Source organism: Kushneria sinocarnis (assembly GCF_003633775.1).
Lineage (GTDB): Bacteria > Pseudomonadota > Gammaproteobacteria > Pseudomonadales > Halomonadaceae > Kushneria > Kushneria sinocarnis.
In genome coordinates this window covers 17178-32434 of sequence record NZ_RBIN01000002.1, presented here as the reverse complement: position 1 = coordinate 32434, position 15257 = coordinate 17178, and the positions used below count along the sequence as shown (strand labels likewise).

12 protein-coding genes are annotated in these 15257 nt (G+C 64.1%); 11 read left to right on the top strand and 1 reads right to left on the bottom strand.

What is annotated here, in order from left to right; genetic code table 11:
- Positions 1-260: 260 nt before the first annotated feature.
- The 11 genes from C7446_RS02705 (at position 261) to C7446_RS02655 (ending at position 14208) form a co-directional block, all read left to right on the top strand.
- The gene (locus C7446_RS02705; protein WP_245977627.1) at positions 261-2201 is read left to right on the top strand and encodes a putative bifunctional diguanylate cyclase/phosphodiesterase; all 1941 of its coding nucleotides are present in this window, start codon (positions 261-263) and stop codon (positions 2199-2201) included.
- Positions 2202-2359: 158 nt separating this feature from the next.
- Positions 2360-3610, top strand: a complete 1251-nt coding sequence (locus C7446_RS02700; RefSeq protein WP_121171076.1) for a sarcosine oxidase subunit beta family protein — start codon at positions 2360-2362, stop codon at positions 3608-3610.
- A gap of 60 nt (positions 3611-3670) precedes the next feature.
- Positions 3671-4006: a sarcosine oxidase subunit delta gene (locus C7446_RS02695; RefSeq protein ID WP_121171074.1), complete on the top strand. Its 336-nt coding sequence runs from the start codon at positions 3671-3673 to the stop codon at positions 4004-4006.
- Positions 4003-7071 (top strand): sarcosine oxidase subunit alpha family protein, encoded by a 3069-nt coding sequence (locus tag C7446_RS02690; protein WP_121171072.1) that lies wholly within the window; start codon positions 4003-4005, stop codon positions 7069-7071. The genes C7446_RS02695 and C7446_RS02690 overlap by 4 nt, the downstream gene beginning before the upstream one ends.
- Positions 7064-7729 carry a sarcosine oxidase subunit gamma gene (locus C7446_RS02685; protein WP_121171070.1) on the top strand — a complete coding sequence of 222 codons (666 nt, stop codon included), beginning with the start codon at positions 7064-7066 and terminating at the stop codon, positions 7727-7729. The genes C7446_RS02690 and C7446_RS02685 overlap by 8 nt, the downstream gene beginning before the upstream one ends.
- A gap of 308 nt (positions 7730-8037) precedes the next feature.
- Positions 8038-8853: a Crp/Fnr family transcriptional regulator gene (locus C7446_RS02680; RefSeq protein WP_121171068.1), complete on the top strand. Its 816-nt coding sequence runs from the start codon at positions 8038-8040 to the stop codon at positions 8851-8853.
- Between the two features lie 133 nt (positions 8854-8986).
- Positions 8987-10102, top strand: coding sequence for an S-(hydroxymethyl)glutathione dehydrogenase/class III alcohol dehydrogenase (locus tag C7446_RS02675; RefSeq protein ID WP_121171066.1), 1116 nt, complete (start codon positions 8987-8989; stop codon positions 10100-10102).
- Between the two features lie 103 nt (positions 10103-10205).
- Entirely contained in the window at positions 10206-11057 is an 852-nt protein-coding gene (gene fghA, locus C7446_RS02670) for an S-formylglutathione hydrolase (RefSeq protein ID WP_121171064.1), read from the top strand.
- Between the two features lie 212 nt (positions 11058-11269).
- Positions 11270-11968, top strand: a complete 699-nt coding sequence (gene mtgA, locus C7446_RS02665; protein WP_121171062.1) for a monofunctional biosynthetic peptidoglycan transglycosylase — start codon at positions 11270-11272, stop codon at positions 11966-11968.
- 184 nt (positions 11969-12152) lie between these two features.
- Positions 12153-12545 (top strand): DUF4168 domain-containing protein, encoded by a 393-nt coding sequence (locus tag C7446_RS02660; protein WP_121171060.1) that lies wholly within the window; start codon positions 12153-12155, stop codon positions 12543-12545.
- Between the two features lie 163 nt (positions 12546-12708).
- Entirely contained in the window at positions 12709-14208 is a 1500-nt protein-coding gene (locus C7446_RS02655; RefSeq protein WP_121171058.1) for a sugar porter family MFS transporter, read from the top strand.
- A gap of 96 nt (positions 14209-14304) precedes the next feature.
- Here the strand turns inward: C7446_RS02655 and C7446_RS02650 are convergent, their stop codons facing one another.
- Positions 14305-15189, bottom strand: a complete 885-nt coding sequence (locus tag C7446_RS02650) for an AEC family transporter (RefSeq protein WP_121171056.1) — start codon at positions 15187-15189, stop codon at positions 14305-14307.
- Positions 15190-15257: the final 68 nt, after the last annotated feature.

Below are 15257 nucleotides of genomic sequence, written 5' to 3'. Positions count from 1 at the left end.
GGACGAACCTCTTCAGCAGGGCAACAAAAGCTGTTAAAGAGTGTTGTTTCGCGTATCTGAGCGGTACACGGGATGCTGTTCTGCGCATTTGCAGCCCTTTTCATGCTTTTGCGTTGCAAAGTGGTAATACGCGTGTAAAAAGAGGTGTCAGAGTCACTCCCTGGAAGAGTGACCGTGTTCAGCTTGCGGGGTGAGCCAGTAAATGGCATTGCTGCAGGGGTGTGGCACGGAGCGGCACACTTTGGACTGAGGGAGAGGAAATGGCCGACCGGGAAGGCAGATGGGCAATGGGGACGGCCATTGCACTGGCCATGGCGCTGGCCTGTGGTCTGACGCTACTGGAGTGGGCACAGCAGAATCCGGCCTGGCAGCACGCCCTGAGCGTGACCATCCTGGCGCTGCTGTTGCTGACCATCGGCTACATCGCTCGCGGCTGGCGGCGTCTGGACACCGAGCTGTGCGCCCGGGTCGGCCCGGAAAAGCTGGCGCTGGCGCAGCGCCGTCACGGGGAGAGCGAGCAGCGTTTCCGGGCGCTGCTGGAGAGCCTGCCGAAGGTGGCCGTCCAGGGGTATGACCGCGAGCGCCGGGTCATCTACTGGAACGAGGCCAGCACCCAGCTCTACGGCTACGATGCCGAGGAAGTGCAGGGCGAGCTGCTGGAAGACCTGATCATTCCCGAGCAGATGCGCGAAGGGGTGATCACGGCCCATCGCAACTGGATCGAACACGGCACGGCCATCCCGGCCGGGGAGCTGGAGCTGGTCAGCAAGGAGGGCGCATCGGTTGCCGTGTTCTCCCACCACGTCATGCTGGGCGAGCATACCGCCGATCCGCTGATGTTCTGTGTCGATGTCGATCTTTCCGATCAGAAGCAGGCCCGGCGGGAGCTCGACTTCGTTACCCATTTCGACCCGCTGACCCGGCTGCCCAACCGGCGTACCTTCGAGGCCGAACTCGAAGGCTTCATGTTCGAATGCCAGCGGCGACGCGCCCATCTGGCGGTCCTGTTCATCGATCTCGACCGGTTTGCCGACGTCAACGTGGCCCGGGGATTCGCCCAGGGCAATCAACTGCTGCTGCAGGTGGCCGACCGGCTGCGTCAGTGTCAGCAGGAGTCGGCCCTGCTGTCGCGTTTCGATGCCGACGAGTTCGTGATGGCCTTTGCCTATCTGAGTTCGGAACGGGATGTGCTGAGCCTGATCGACCGGATCCTGGAGGTGTTCGCCGAGCCCTTCGTGCTGGCGGGGAGCGAGCTGCATGTCACTGCTCGCCTGGGGGTGAGCCTCTATCCCGACAATGGCGGCGAGGCGGCCGAGCTGGTGCACAATGCGGAGCTGGCCAAGAATCGCGCCAAGCACTCCGATCACAGCCGCTACTGGTTCTTCAATCGCCAGATTCATGACACCCTGGTACGCCAGCACGACCTGCTGGAACGGCTGCAGCGGGCGATCGAGCGCGGCGAGCTGTGCGTGCATTATCAGCCGCAGGTGGCAGCGGCAAGCGGGCGTATCGAGAATCTGGAAGCGCTGGTGAGATGGTTCCCCGAGGGCAGGAGTGAGCCCGTGCCGCCGAGCGAATTCATTCCGCTGGCAGAGCGTTTCAACCTCATCCATCGGCTGGGCGACTGGATCGTGCAGGAGGTCTGCTGTCAGCAGGCGCACTGGAAGGCCGAGGGGCTGGGCGGCTACCGGATCGATATCAACTTCTCCGGGCGCCAGATCGCCGTGCCCGGCGTATTCGATCAGCTGCAGGCCTGCATGCAGGAGTACCAGCTCAGTCATCGCGATATCGGCATCGAGCTGACCGAGAACGTGCTGGTTCAGGCCGATGACAGCGTGCTCGAGGCCCTGCACCGGCTCTACCACCGCGGCATGAAGATTGCCATCGATGACTTCGGTACCGGCTATTCGACGCTGAGCTATCTCAAGCTGTTTCCGGTGACCTCACTGAAGATCGATCGCAGCTTCATTACCGATGCCCCTGCCAGCCCGCGCGATCGCGCCATTCTGTCCGGCATGGTATTCATTGCCCATCGGCTGGGACTGGAAGTGGTGGCCGAGGGTGTGGAGACGATCTCCCAGCTTGAGCTGATACGCGATCTCAACTGTGATCTGGTACAGGGGCATTATCATTTCCGGCCCATGCCTTCCCATGAAGTCCAGCGCCTGATGCGGGACCAGCCGCTGATCAACATGTTCTGAATCCTCGCCCTGCCTGCCTGCGCCAGCGTGTCGCAAATGCGTCATGTCATGGCGCCGGCGGGCACTTCCCCCGTGCGCATGCGCTCTAACATCGCTCGTGACAGGCTCGTTCCGCGAAGGAACGGGACACGGCAGCGTGACGCGCGGGGAGAAGTATCATGGAACGCTATTCGGGATTCGGACTGGTCCGCCATGCGCTCAGCCATCATGAGCAGTGGCAGCGCATGTGGCGCAACCCGACGCCGAAGCGGCACTACGACGTCATTATCGTCGGTGGCGGTGGTCACGGCCTGGCCACGGCGTGGTATCTCGCCAGGGAGCACGGCGTCACCAATGTGGCCGTGATCGAGAAGGGCTGGCTGGGCGGCGGCAACACTGCCCGCAACACCACCATCGTGCGTTCCAACTATCTGTTCGACGAGTCCGCACGTCTCTACGAGCACGCGCTCAAGCTGTGGGAGGGGCTCTCCCAGGACATCAATTACAACGTGATGTTCTCGCAGCGCGGCGTGCTCAATGTGGCGCACACCATGCAGGATGTGCGCGACACCCGCCGCCGGGTCAATGCCAACCGGCTCAATGGCATCGACAGCGATTATCTCGACGCCGATGGCGTGAAGCATCTGGTGCCGGCCATGGACTGCTTGGAGAACGCCCGCTACCCGGTGCTGGGCGCCTCCTTTCAGCCGCGCGCCGGTGTGGCCCGGCACGATGCCGTGGCGTGGGGGTATGCACGTGCGGCCGACAGCCGTGGTGTGGATCTGCTGCAGAACACCGAGGTCACCGGATTTCTGATCGAGAACGGCGAGGTGAAGGGCGTCGAAACCACCAGCGGCGAGATCCGCGCCGGTCGGGTGGGCGTGGTCACGGCCGGCAATTCGAGCACCATGGCCCGCATGGCCGGCTTCAATCTGCCGGTGGAATCCCATCCGCTGCAGGCGCTGGTCTCCGAGCCGCTCAAGCCGGTGATCGACACCGTCATCATGTCCAACCAGGTCCACGGCTACATCAGCCAGTCCGACAAGGGCGATCTGGTGATCGGTGCCGGGGTCGACGGCTATGTCGGCTACGGCCAGCGTGGCAGCTATCCGATCATCGAGCATGTCATCCAGGCGATCGTCGAGATGTTCCCCTCGCTCTCGCGGGTACGCATGAATCGCCAGTGGGGCGGTGTCGTCGATACCACGCCGGATGCTTCCCCGATCATCTCCACCACGCCGGTCAAGGGGCTCTTTTTCAACTGTGGCTGGGGCACCGGCGGCTTCAAGGCCACGCCCGGCTCGGGACACATCTTTGCCTGGACGCTGGCCAAGGGACGTCCACACCCGATCGCCGAACCCTATTCGATGCAGCGCTTTCATACCGGCGCGCTGGTGGATGAACACGGCGCGGCGGCGGTGGCGCACTAGGCCCCGGGCGGACGGTTTGCGCTCTCACGGACTCTCAGGCTTTGCAACGGGACAAATACCATGTTCTACATCCGCTGCCCCTACACCAACGAATATCACAGCGAAGAGGAGTTCAAGCCCTGCGGGCAGGCGCAGATCCGGCGCGCCGATTCACCGGTCAGCACCAGTGACGAGCAGTGGGGCGACTACCTGTTCTTTCGCGACAACATCCGCGGTGTCCACCACGAAATGTGGCTGCATCTGCCGACACGCCGATATTTCAACGTGACCCGGCACACCGTTACCAACGAGATCCTGGAAACCTGGCGCATGGGCGAAGAGCCGCGTTATCAGTCGGATGGACGCGGCGGCGTGATCGATACCCGGGCCGATAACGACAGCGAGGAGGTGGCATGAGTCAGGTCAATCGTCTCGACGCGGGGCGGATGAGCAGCGAGCACATCGATCGCTCATCGACGCTGTCGTTTACCCATGATGGACGCACCCTGCCGGCGTACCCCGGCGATACCGTGGCTTCGGCGCTGCTGGCCAACGGGGTCGATGTGATCGGGCACAGCTTCAAGTATGCCCGGCCGCGTGGTGTCATGGCGGCCGGCTGCGAGGAGCCCAATGCCATCCTGCAGATGGGGGCCACCCCCGAAACCCAGACGCCCAACGTGCGCGCCACCCAGCAGCCGGTCTTCGATGGGCTGGTCTGCGAGAGCGTGGGGCGCGGACGCAGTTTCATCGAGCGTCAGCAGAAGGCCCTGACCGGCCTGATCGGCAAGTGGGGCGGCCGGTTCATGCCGGTGGGCTTCTACTACAAGACCTTCATGGCACCGCAGTCGGCCTGGCTGACCTACGAGAAGTTCATTCGTGCCGCTGCCGGGCTGGGGCGTGCGCCCACCGTGCCCGATGCCGATACCTATGATCACATGAACCGCTACTGTGATGTGCTGGTGGTCGGTGCCGGCCCCGCCGGGCTGGCAGCGGCGCTGGCAGCCCGGCGGGCCGGCGCGCGGGTGATCGTCTGCGACGAGCAGGAGCAGATGGGCGGCTGCCTGCTGGACTCCCGCGAGCGTCCCGATGATCGGCCGGCAGGGGAGTGGCTGAAGACCACCCTGGCCGAGCTCGAGGCCATGGACGATGTGCTGCTGCTGCCGCGCACCACCGCCAACGGCTACCACGATCACAACTTCGTGACCCTGCACGAACGCCGCACCGACCATCTCGGCGATCGCGCGCCGGCCGGCATGACCCGACAGCGCATGCACCGGGTACGGGCGCAGCGGGTGGTACTGGCGACCGGCGTCCATGAGCGTCCGCTGGTGTTTGCCAACAACGATCTGCCCGGTCATCTGCTGGCCGGCGCGGTATCCTGCTACATCCGCCGCTACGGGGTGGTGCCGGGCCAGCGGCTGGTACTGGTGACCACCAATTCGCACGCCTATCGGACCGCGCTGGACTGGCTCGATGCCGGCCGGGAAGTGGCGGCGATCGTCGATGCCCGCGCCGAACCCGCCGGCACCCTGGTGGACGAGGCGCGCAGCCGCGGCATTCGCATCATTGCCGGTGCTGCGGTGATCGAGTGCCGCGGCGATGACCGGGTCAGCGGCGCGCTGGTGGCGGGTATCGACATCGAGAATTTCCGCGTGACCGGCGAGACCGAAACCATCGCCTGCGATACCCTGGCCAGCTCCGGCGGCTACAGTCCGGTGGTGCACCTGTCGGCACACACCGGCTCCAAACCGGTCTGGAACGATCGCATTCAGGGCTTCGTGCCCGGCGAAACGAAGCAGCAGCTGCACTGTGCCGGCGGTGCCCATGGCATCTATCCGCTGGTGGATGTGCTGGCCGATGGCGCCATGGCGGGAGGCGATGCTGCCGTGGCAGCCGGCTTCGAGCGGGTCTCGCCGACGCTGCCGGGCCTGGCGCGGGTCGAGGAGAGTCCTCAGGCAGCGCTTTATCATGTGCCGCATACGCTGGCGACGATGCGGGCGCCCAAGCAGTTCGTGGACCTCCAGAACGACGTGACGGCCGCCGGCATCGAACTGGCCATCCGCGAGGGCTTCGAGTCGATCGAGCACGTCAAGCGCTACACCGCGATGGGCTTCGGTACCGATCAGGGCAAGATCGGCAACATCAACGGCATGGCGATTGCCGCCCGGGTGCTGGGGCAGACCATTCCCGAAACCGGCACCACGGTCTTTCGCCCCAACTATACGCCGGTCAGTTTCGGGGCGGTCGCCGGACGCTACTGCGGCGCGCTGTTCGATCCCGAGCGGTATACCGCCATGCACCGCTGGCACGTCGAGCAGGGTGCCCTGTTCGAGAACGTCGGCCAGTGGAAGCGGCCCTGGTACTACCCCGGATGGAAGGGCGCGCGTGGCGCCAATGGCGAGGAGACCCTGCAGGAGGCGGTCAATCGCGAGTGCCTGGCGGTGCGCAACGGCGTGGGCATCCTCGATGCCTCGACGCTGGGCAAGATCGACATCCAGGGGCCGGATGCCCGCGAGTTCATCGGTCGGGTCTACACCAACGGCTGGGAAAAGCTGCCGGTGGGCAAGGGGCGCTACGGGCTGATGTGCGGCGAGGATGGCATGGTGATGGATGATGGTGTCACCACTTGTCTCGGCGAGCATCACTTCCTGATGACCACCACCACCGGCAACGCCGCCCAGGTGCTGGACTGGCTGGAGTTGTGGCATCAGACCGAGTGGCCGGAGCTGGAGGTGTTCTTCACTTCGGTGACCGATCACTGGGCCACCATGACGCTGACCGGGCCGAAGAGCCGTGAACTGCTGGAGCAGCTCACCGATATCGATCTCTCCCGCGATGCCTTCGCCTTCATGGCCTACCGCGAGGGCACGGTGGCGGGCATTCCGGCGCGGGTCTATCGCATCTCCTTTACCGGCGAGCTCTCCTTCGAGATCAACGTGCAGGCCAATTACGCCATGCACGTGTGGGAGGCGCTGTTTGCCCATGGCGAGGCCTTCGAGCTGACGCCCTATGGCACCGAGACCATGCACGTGCTGCGTGCCGAAAAGGGCTTCATCATCGTCGGGCAGGATACCGACGCCACCATGACGCCCGAGGATCTCGGCATGACCTGGGCGATCGGCTATCGCAAGCCGTTCGACTGGGTCGGCAAGCGGGGCATGGCGCGTGTCGATCTGCAGCGTGACGATCGCAAGCAGCTGGTCGGGCTGAAGCCGCTGGATGGCAGCGAGGTGGTGCTGCCGGAGGGCGCCCAGATCGTCTTCGATCCCGAGCAGCAGATTCCCATGACCATGGTCGGGCACGTGACCTCGAGTTACTACAGCGCCACGCTCGGCCACGGTTTTGCGCTGGCCGTGGTACGCGGAGGCCATCGCCGCAAGGGAGAGCATGTCTACCTGCCCCAGCCCGACGGCTCCACGCTGTCCGCCGAGATTGTCAGCTCCATGTTCTATGACCCCAAGGGAGAGCGCCAGCATGTCTGAATTTGCCGTTTTCGATCCGCATCCGGTGCGTGCCGGAAGTGCCGAGGATTCGGCCGACAGTCTTGACGCTGCCCGGTCCCGGTCACCGCTGCATGATGCCGCCTCGCCGGTGTCACTGACCACGCAGGAGCGCGCGGGGGTACTGCTCGGCGAACGTGCCTTCCTGGGGCATCTGGTGATCCGCGGCAATGCCGAGGACCCCGGCTTCGTTCGTGGCGTCGAAGAGGCACTGGGGCTGGAGCTGCCGGTCACGCCGATGACCTCGGCAGTCAGCGAGACGGCTCGCATACACTGGCGCTCGCCCGACGAGTGGCTTCTGATCGTGCCCGGCGGTGAGGAGTATCGCCAGGAGATGGCGCTGCGCTACGCGCTGAGCGGCCATGTCGCCGTGGTGGATGTCAGTGGCGGGCAGACGGTAGTGACGCTCTCCGGGCAGCACGCCCGTGAAGTGCTGATGAAATCCGCCCCGGTGGATGTTCATCCGCGTGCCTTTCCGGTAGGCCGCAGTGTCACCACCTGCTTTGCACGTGCCCAGGCCATGATCTCCCGGGTCGGCGAAGAGCAGTGGGAGCTGGTGATCCGGCGCAGCTACGCCGACTATCTGTGGCAGTGGCTGCTGGACGCCGGCCAGGAGTATGGCGTCGCCCTGCAGAGCTGAGTAACGGCGCCTCATCCTGATCGTGCACCGGACGCCCAGGGCGTCCGGTGCTTTTTTCGGATGCCCGAACCGGCCCGGCGGCAACGTTCACCGGGTCGTGCTGCCTTGCTGCCCGCAAGCGCCCGGTGCAGCGTCCCGTTTTCCGGATAACACCATGACTCTCGGTGATTTTTTCGCCAGGCGATTAACGCAGGTTATAACAGCCTGCCCGCTTATCCCCTGACAATGCGATCATCGGCTCCTGCAGCGTGCGATGCAGGGGCCCGGACAAGTAAATCGCATGCCAGGTGATGAGGGGAAAGACATCCATGGATGGTAGTGACGTCAATATCATTCGCCACTTTGAGAAGTACTGCGAACTCGACGATGATGACAGGACGTTGCTGACCGAGCTGGAACGCCATCCCATGACGCTGACAGCCGGTGAGCTGCTCTGGGAAGAGCATCAGGCCATTGATGCCTTCTGTCTCCTGCGCAAGGGCTGGGCCTACTCCTATCGCTCGATGAATGACGGTACCCGGCAGGTGCTGGATGTCTATCTGCCGGGGGATGTCATCGGCCTGCGGGAGTTCTCCTTCCAGCGCCGTCTGAGCAGTGTGGCCATGCTCACCGAGGCTTCGCTGGGACGGTTCAATCACCGCTATCTGATCGGGCTGTTCGGCAGCTCGCACCGGGCCACGGCCCTGTTCTTCTCCATGCTCGCCGGACAGCAGGCGTTACTGACCGAACGCCTGGTCAACATCGGCCGGCGCAACGCCCGCGAAAAGCTGGCCCATTTCATCTGCGAGATGTACATGCGTCTCAAGCGGGTCTATCCGGAACTGCCGCAGCATTTTCACATGCCGCTCTCCCAGCAGATGCTGGCGGATATCCTGGGGCTCTCGTCGGTGCACGTCAGTCGCACCTTCAGCGAGCTGCGGGAAGCCGGACTGGTCTATCGCGACCGCAATCGCATCGAGATTCCCGATCCCGAGGCGCTGATCGAGGCCACCCAGTTTTCCGATCACTACCTGCGCGAGCGGGTAGCCGATCATCTCTTCGAGTCGGGCAAGCCGTGGCCGGAAACCGCGGTGGCGGCAAAGGGCTCGCCGGTTGGCCAGGGGCGCGCTGCTGACCCCGAGTAAGCGCTGCCTGCATGTGCTGACGCAATGGCTGCCGACGGCGTCGCTGTCGACTATGCGCCATCGGCAGGGATGATTTACACTACGTGTGATCATTCTCCCGGATACGGGTCAACATCAGCACACGAGGTGGGTCATGAGTGTCAGATCGCGCGCTGCGATTGCCTGGGAAGCGGGACAGCCGCTGGAAATCGACGAGATCGATGTCGAGGGCCCGAAGGCCGGTGAAGTGCTGGTGCGCGTGGTAGCCACCGGTCTGTGCCATACCGATGCCTACACCCTGTCGGGCAAGGACCCCGAGGGCAACTTCCCGGCCATTCTCGGCCACGAGGGAGGGGCCGTGGTCGAGGAGGTCGGCGCGGGCGTGACGTCGCTCGAGCCCGGTGATCACGTCATTCCGCTGTATACCGCCGAGTGCGGCAAGTGCAAGTTCTGCCTCTCCGGCAAGACCAACCTCTGCAGTTCGGTCCGTGCCACCCAGGGCAAGGGCGTGATGCCCGACGGCACCTCGCGGTTTTCGAAGAACGGCAAAATGCTCCATCACTACATGGGCACCTCGACCTTCTCCGAATACACCGTGGTGCCGGAAGTCTCGCTGGCGAAGATCAGCCGCGAGGCACCGCTCGACAAGGTCTGCCTGCTGGGCTGCGGGATCACCACCGGTATCGGTGCCGTGCGCAACACGGCCGGGGTCGAGCCGGGCTCGACGGTGGCCGTGTTCGGTCTCGGTGCGATCGGCCTGTCGGTGATCCAGGGCGCCCACCTGGCGAAGGCCTCGCGGGTGATTGCGGTCGACATCAATCCCGACAAGTTCGAGTTTGCCCGCCAGATGGGCGCGACCGACTGCGTCAATCCCAACGACTATGACCGGCCCTTCCAGGAAGTGCTGGTCGACATGACCGATGGCGGCGTTGACTACTCGTTCGAGTGCATCGGCAATGTCAATGTCATGCGGACCGCGCTCGAGTGCTGCCACAAGGGCTGGGGCGAATCGATCATCATCGGGGTGGCCGGTGCCGGCGAGGAGATCTCCACCCGGCCGTTCCAGCTGGTGACCGGTCGGGTCTGGAAGGGCTCCGCCTTCGGTGGTGTCAAGGGGCGTACCGAGCTGCCGGGCTATGTCGAGAGCTACATGCGTGGCGAGATCAACATCGACGATTTCGTGACGCATACCATGAAGATCGACGAGATCAATCATGCGCTTGATCTGCTGCATGAGGGCAAGAGCATCCGGACCGTGCTGACCTTCTGAAGCGTTCCTGCACCGGTCGGGATGACGATGCAGCCCGCCGGCCTGCCGCCCGATCGGGCGGCAGGCCGAATCACGTGGCTCAACCGTACTGAAGGAGCAAACGATGCCACAGCATGCGATCGAGCGGGTCAGTGCCAACAGGAGCTTCGGTGGCTGGGTCAGTCGTTTCACGCACCGCTCGGAGGTGCTGGGTTGTGACATGACCTTTGGTATCTACCTGCCGCCCCAGGCCGAGCAGGGGCCGGTACCGCTGCTCTGGTGGCTGTCGGGGCTGACCTGCACCGACGAGAACTTCATGCACAAGGCCGGCGCCCAGAAGCTGGCCGCCGAGCTGGGAATTGCGATCATCTGCCCGGATACCAGTCCGCGCGGCACCGATCTGCCGGGTGAGCACGAGCGCTTCGATTTCGGCTCCGGAGCCGGCTTTTACGTCAATGCCACCCGTGAGCCCTGGTCGCAGCACTACCGCATGTATGACTACGTGACCCGGGAGCTGCCCGAGCTGGTGCGCGAGCATTTCCCGCTCAACGGCCGCGAGGCGATCAGCGGCCACTCGATGGGCGGCCATGGCGCGCTGGTCTGTGCCCTTCGCCAACCGGGCCGTTACGTGTCGGTGTCGGCCTTTTCGCCGGTCTGTCATCCGATCAACTGCCAATGGGGCGAGCAGGCCTTCAGCCACTATCTTGGCGAGGATCGCGCGCTGTGGGCCGAGTACGATGCCTGCGAGCTGATCCGGGCCGGCACCTCGAAGCAGCCGCTGCTGGTCGAGCAGGGCGAGGACGACAACTTCCTGAGCGAACAGCTCCAGCCCGGTGAGCTGGAACGGGCCTGTCGCGAATGCGATCATGCCCTGACACTCAACTATCGGCCGGGCTACGATCACAGCTATTTCTTCGTGGCCAGTTTCATCGACGACCATCTGCGCTATCACGCCGAGCACCTCTTCGCCGGCTGAACCGGACGGGCGGCACGCCCCTGGCGGGCCGCCCGTCGTCCTCTCCCGTCATCCCGGCAGGCGCCGTTTACCACAATCCTTTACAATGGCCGCCATTACGGTAACCGGCAGCGCGCCGCCCCGATGGGGCAAGCGCTGCGCCGTTGCCAGCGATCATCACCGTAACGCTGGCGCCACGGCGGCAGACGTCACGGTCCGGGAGAAGGGTGAGCATGCTGGGGCGAGTGTGGCGTTGGCTGCTGAAGGCCGTGGGGCTGCTGATGGTGCTGAGTGTGCTGATCGTGCTGCTCTTTCGCTTCGTGCCGCTGCCGGGATCGATGGTCATGGCGGAGCGCTGGGTGAGTTCGCGCCTGGCCGGCGAGCCGCTGGCCATCGACTATCACTGGCGGGGGCGTGCGCAGCTCTCCGATCAGGCTGCCATTGCGGTCATTGCCGCCGAGGACCAGCGCTTTCCCTACCATCCCGGTTTCGACTTTCATCAGATCCGACACTCGCTGAAGGCGTGGTGGTTCGAGGACAGGCCGCTGCGCGGTGCCAGTACCATCAGTCAGCAGACGGCCCGCAATGTCTTTCTCTGGACCCAGCGCAGCTGGCTGCGCAAGGGGCTCGAAGTCTGGTTTACCGCCCTGATCGAACTGCTCTGGCCCAAGACCCGGATTCTCGAGGTCTATCTCAACGTGGTGGAGCTCGATCACGGGGTGTTCGGTTTTCAGGCGGCGGCGCGGCACTACTACGGCATCGATGCGGCTCGGCTCGGTGCTGACCGGGCGGCCCGGCTGGCGGCGATTCTGCCCGACCCGCGGCATCGCAGTCCGACCCATCCCGATGCCCGGGTACTCGAGCATGTTCGCTGGATTCGTCAGCAGATGCGTCAGCTGGGGGGCACGGCCTATCTGAAAGAGCTCCGGTGATCGTGCTAGGATGATGACGACAGTGGTCGCTCGGGAAAACTGGCAGTCATTACAAATTGTTACTGTGATTTCCTGAACTCCCGGGGATGCCGGCCGTCAAACTGTCAGGTGTTTCAAAGCAGGCATAAAGCGGGCGGAGCCGCGGCTCGAACGTCCAGGGCAAAAGCAAAGTATGGAGGAATCAATGAAACGGACGACTGCGTTTCTTTCAGCCACGCTCATCGCTGCCGGGTTTGCCTCGGGGCCGGTCATGGCTGCCAGCCAGTCCCAGGGAAGCGCCGGTCAGGCCCAGACCCAGGGTCAGACCCAGCAGAACTTCAGCGACCAGCAACTCCAGAACTTTGCTTCGGCATCGCAGGAGATTGCCGGAATCTCGCAGAACTATACCCAGCGTCTGCAGAATGCCGATGGCTCCGAGCAGCAGCAGAACATTCGCCAGGAAGCGAATGACAAGATGGTACAGGCCGTCAAGGACAGCGGTCTGAAAGTGGATGAGTTCAACCAGATCGGCCAGGCCGTTCAGAACAATCCGCAGATGATGCAGAAGGTCCAGAAGATGGCTCAGCAGCAGCAGTAAACGCTGTGGGCCGAGGCCTTCGAAAGAACCGCCTTCGGGCGGTTTTTTTGTGCGCCGGCAGTGAATTCCGCCTCGCGAGCCCGGATATCTTCTACTAAAGTCGTGTCCCTGAAAAATCAGAGCGAAAGCAGGACGCTTTCGAAAACATCAGGGAAGGGACTTCATGACACAAGGGCAGGAATCGCCCGGCAATGCGCTGGGCTATGTGATTTCCATCTGTCTGGTAGCCGCCCTGGGCGGCATCCTCTTCGGCTATGACACGGCTGTCATTTCCGGCGCGATCGACTCGATCGCCACCTATTTCGATCTCTCGCCCACGCTCAAGGGCTGGGCCGTTTCGAGCGTGGTCATCGGCAGCATTGTCGGCGCCGGGGGCGCCGGCTGGCTGGCCAATGTGCTCGGCCGTCGTCTGACCATGATGCTGGCGGCCGTGCTGTTTCTGATTTCGGCACTCGGTTCGGCGCTGGCCTTCAGCTTCTGGTTCTACATCATACTGCGCGTGGTCGGTGGCCTGGCCGTGGGCATTGCCAGCGTGGTCTCGCCGATGTACATGGGGGAACTGGCGCCCCAGCGCTGGCGCGGACGAACGCTGAGCATGTTCCAGCAGTCGCTGGTGGTGGGTCAGACCATCGTGTTCTTCGTCAACTACTTCATTGCCCGGGATGTTACCTCGCAGTGGCTGACCGACCTGGGCTGGCGCTGGATGCTGGGGTCGGAAGCGATCCCCGCGGTGCTGTTCGGGACCCTGCTGTTTCTGGTGCCGGAGTCGCCGCGCTGGTGCATCATGAACAACCGGTTCGATCGTGCCCGCCGGGTGCTCAACCGCTTCAACAGCCGTGAGCAGACCGAGCAGATGATCGAGGAGGTGCGCTACTCGCTGCAGGGCGGCCAGGCCAGCGGTCGCCGGGCGATGAACCAGCAGCGGCGCAGCGAGCGCCAGGCCTCGCGCAGCGCCATCCGGCAGCCGATCATGCTGGCCATCACCGTGCTGGGGGTCTTCCTTTCCGCCGCCCAGCAGTTCACCGGCATCAACGTGGTGATGTACTACGCACCGACGGTACTCTCCAACGTTACCGAGTCTACCGGCAGTGCGCTGCTGCAGACCGGCTATGTCGGGCTGGTCTTCATCCTGGGCAACCTGCTGGGGATGCTGCTGATCGACCGCACCGGCCGCATCCGGCTGATGACGATCGGCACGCTGGCCTGCATTGCCAGCATGGCCGTGCTGGGGACCATCTTCTGGTTCGACGTGCAGGGCTATACGGCGATGCTGGCGATCATGGTCTATGTGGTCGGTTATGCCATCTCCTGGGGCTGCTGCAGCTGGACGCTGCTGTCCGAGATCTTCCCCAACGCCATCCGTGGCACGGCCATGGCCTGGGCCATGGGCGCGCAGTGGACGGCGGGTTTCATCGTCGCCCAGACCTTCCCGATGATGCGCGGCAGTGAATGGCTCAACACCGTGTTCAACGGGGCCTTCCCGTTCTGGCTGTTCGGTGCCATCACCATGATCAGCCTGCTGATCACCTGGCGGTTCGTGCCGGAGACGCGCAACGTGCCGCTGGAGTCGATGGAGCAGCTGATGGGCGAGAAGTTCCGCCATGGCCGGGTGAAGAACCGCGAACGCTTCATGACGGCCGAGACCGGCACCAGCACCGGCTGACGCTGGTGGTCAGACCGACAGACGAGACGCCCCGGCACTGCCGGGGCGTTGTCGTTGGGAATGGAACAGGCCTGAGGCCTGAGGCCGGAGGCCGGGCTACTGTCCGTGCGACATCACGAAGGAGAGCAGCAGCGGCAGGTAGATGAACGAGGTCAGGGTCGAGCAGAGCACCAGGTTGGCCACGAACTCCGGCGAGTGCCCGGCCTTCTGCGCGAACAGGTAGTTGTAGACGGCGACCGGCATGCACATCATCACCACCAGGATGCCCAGCGCCTGGGGGGTCAGCCCCAGCAGCCAGCCGATCAGCATCGCCATGCCGCCGGCGACCACCACGCGGGCCAGGCCGAAGCCGATCCCCACGTTGAGACTGCGCGCCCGGATGCTGGCCAGTGCCACGCCCAGGGTGATCAGCATCATCGGGATGGTAAAGCCCGCCAGCAGATCCACGCTGTTGGCCAGCCATGCCGGCAGCTGAATCTGAAAGGCCATCAGCAGGATGGCGATGATGATGGCGTAGATGGTCGGCGTGGTGAAGATGCCGCGGATCGGCCGTGAGCTGCTGGTGATGCTGCCGACCACGAACTGGGCCATCGACATCACCACGAAGACCGCCACGGCCAGCGGAAAGCCCTTGTCGTCGAAGGCGTACATCGCCACCGGCAGTCCCATGTTGCCGGTATTGGGAAAGAGGGTGGGGGGCACGATCACCCGCCAGTCCAGCCGGGTGATGCGCGCCAGCAGCAGGCCGATCAGCCCCATCGCCACCAGTACGCTCACGGTCGCCAGCGCCATGCGCGAGAAGGCGGCCAGTTCGACATGGGTACTGGTCAGCGAGTCCACGATCAGACACGGGGTGCCGACATTGAGCACGAGCTTGGTGATGAAGCCCGTGGGGTAGGGCTGCTTGAAGCGTACCCAGAAAAAGCCGACGCCGGCCCCGGCCAGCACGGGTGCCATGACGGCGAAGAGTTGAGCAAACATGATGATCCTTGCAGATGGCGGTTCTGCCGTACCGGTATGCAACGGCCGGAGGCGTCTTATTGTCCTTA

Excerpts from the sequence above, each read along its gene's own strand:
- C7446_RS02650 (WP_121171056.1), bottom strand. The coding sequence starts at position 15,189 with ATGTTTGCTCAACTCTTCGCCGTCATGGCACCCGTGCTGGCCGGGGCC.
- fghA (WP_121171064.1), top strand. The coding sequence starts at position 10,206 with ATGCCACAGCATGCGATCGAGCGGGTCAGTGCCAACAGGAGCTTCGGT.
- C7446_RS02655 (WP_121171058.1), top strand. The coding sequence starts at position 12,709 with ATGACACAAGGGCAGGAATCGCCCGGCAATGCGCTGGGCTATGTGATT.
- C7446_RS02680 (WP_121171068.1), top strand. The coding sequence starts at position 8,038 with ATGGATGGTAGTGACGTCAATATCATTCGCCACTTTGAGAAGTACTGC.
- C7446_RS02705 (WP_245977627.1), top strand. The coding sequence starts at position 261 with ATGGCCGACCGGGAAGGCAGATGGGCAATGGGGACGGCCATTGCACTG.
- C7446_RS02690 (WP_121171072.1), top strand. The coding sequence starts at position 4,003 with ATGAGTCAGGTCAATCGTCTCGACGCGGGGCGGATGAGCAGCGAGCAC.
- C7446_RS02685 (WP_121171070.1), top strand. The coding sequence starts at position 7,064 with ATGTCTGAATTTGCCGTTTTCGATCCGCATCCGGTGCGTGCCGGAAGT.
- mtgA (WP_121171062.1), top strand. The coding sequence starts at position 11,270 with ATGCTGGGGCGAGTGTGGCGTTGGCTGCTGAAGGCCGTGGGGCTGCTG.
- C7446_RS02675 (WP_121171066.1), top strand. The coding sequence starts at position 8,987 with ATGAGTGTCAGATCGCGCGCTGCGATTGCCTGGGAAGCGGGACAGCCG.
- C7446_RS02660 (WP_121171060.1), top strand. The coding sequence starts at position 12,153 with ATGAAACGGACGACTGCGTTTCTTTCAGCCACGCTCATCGCTGCCGGG.
- C7446_RS02695 (WP_121171074.1), top strand. The coding sequence starts at position 3,671 with ATGTTCTACATCCGCTGCCCCTACACCAACGAATATCACAGCGAAGAG.
- C7446_RS02700 (WP_121171076.1), top strand. The coding sequence starts at position 2,360 with ATGGAACGCTATTCGGGATTCGGACTGGTCCGCCATGCGCTCAGCCAT.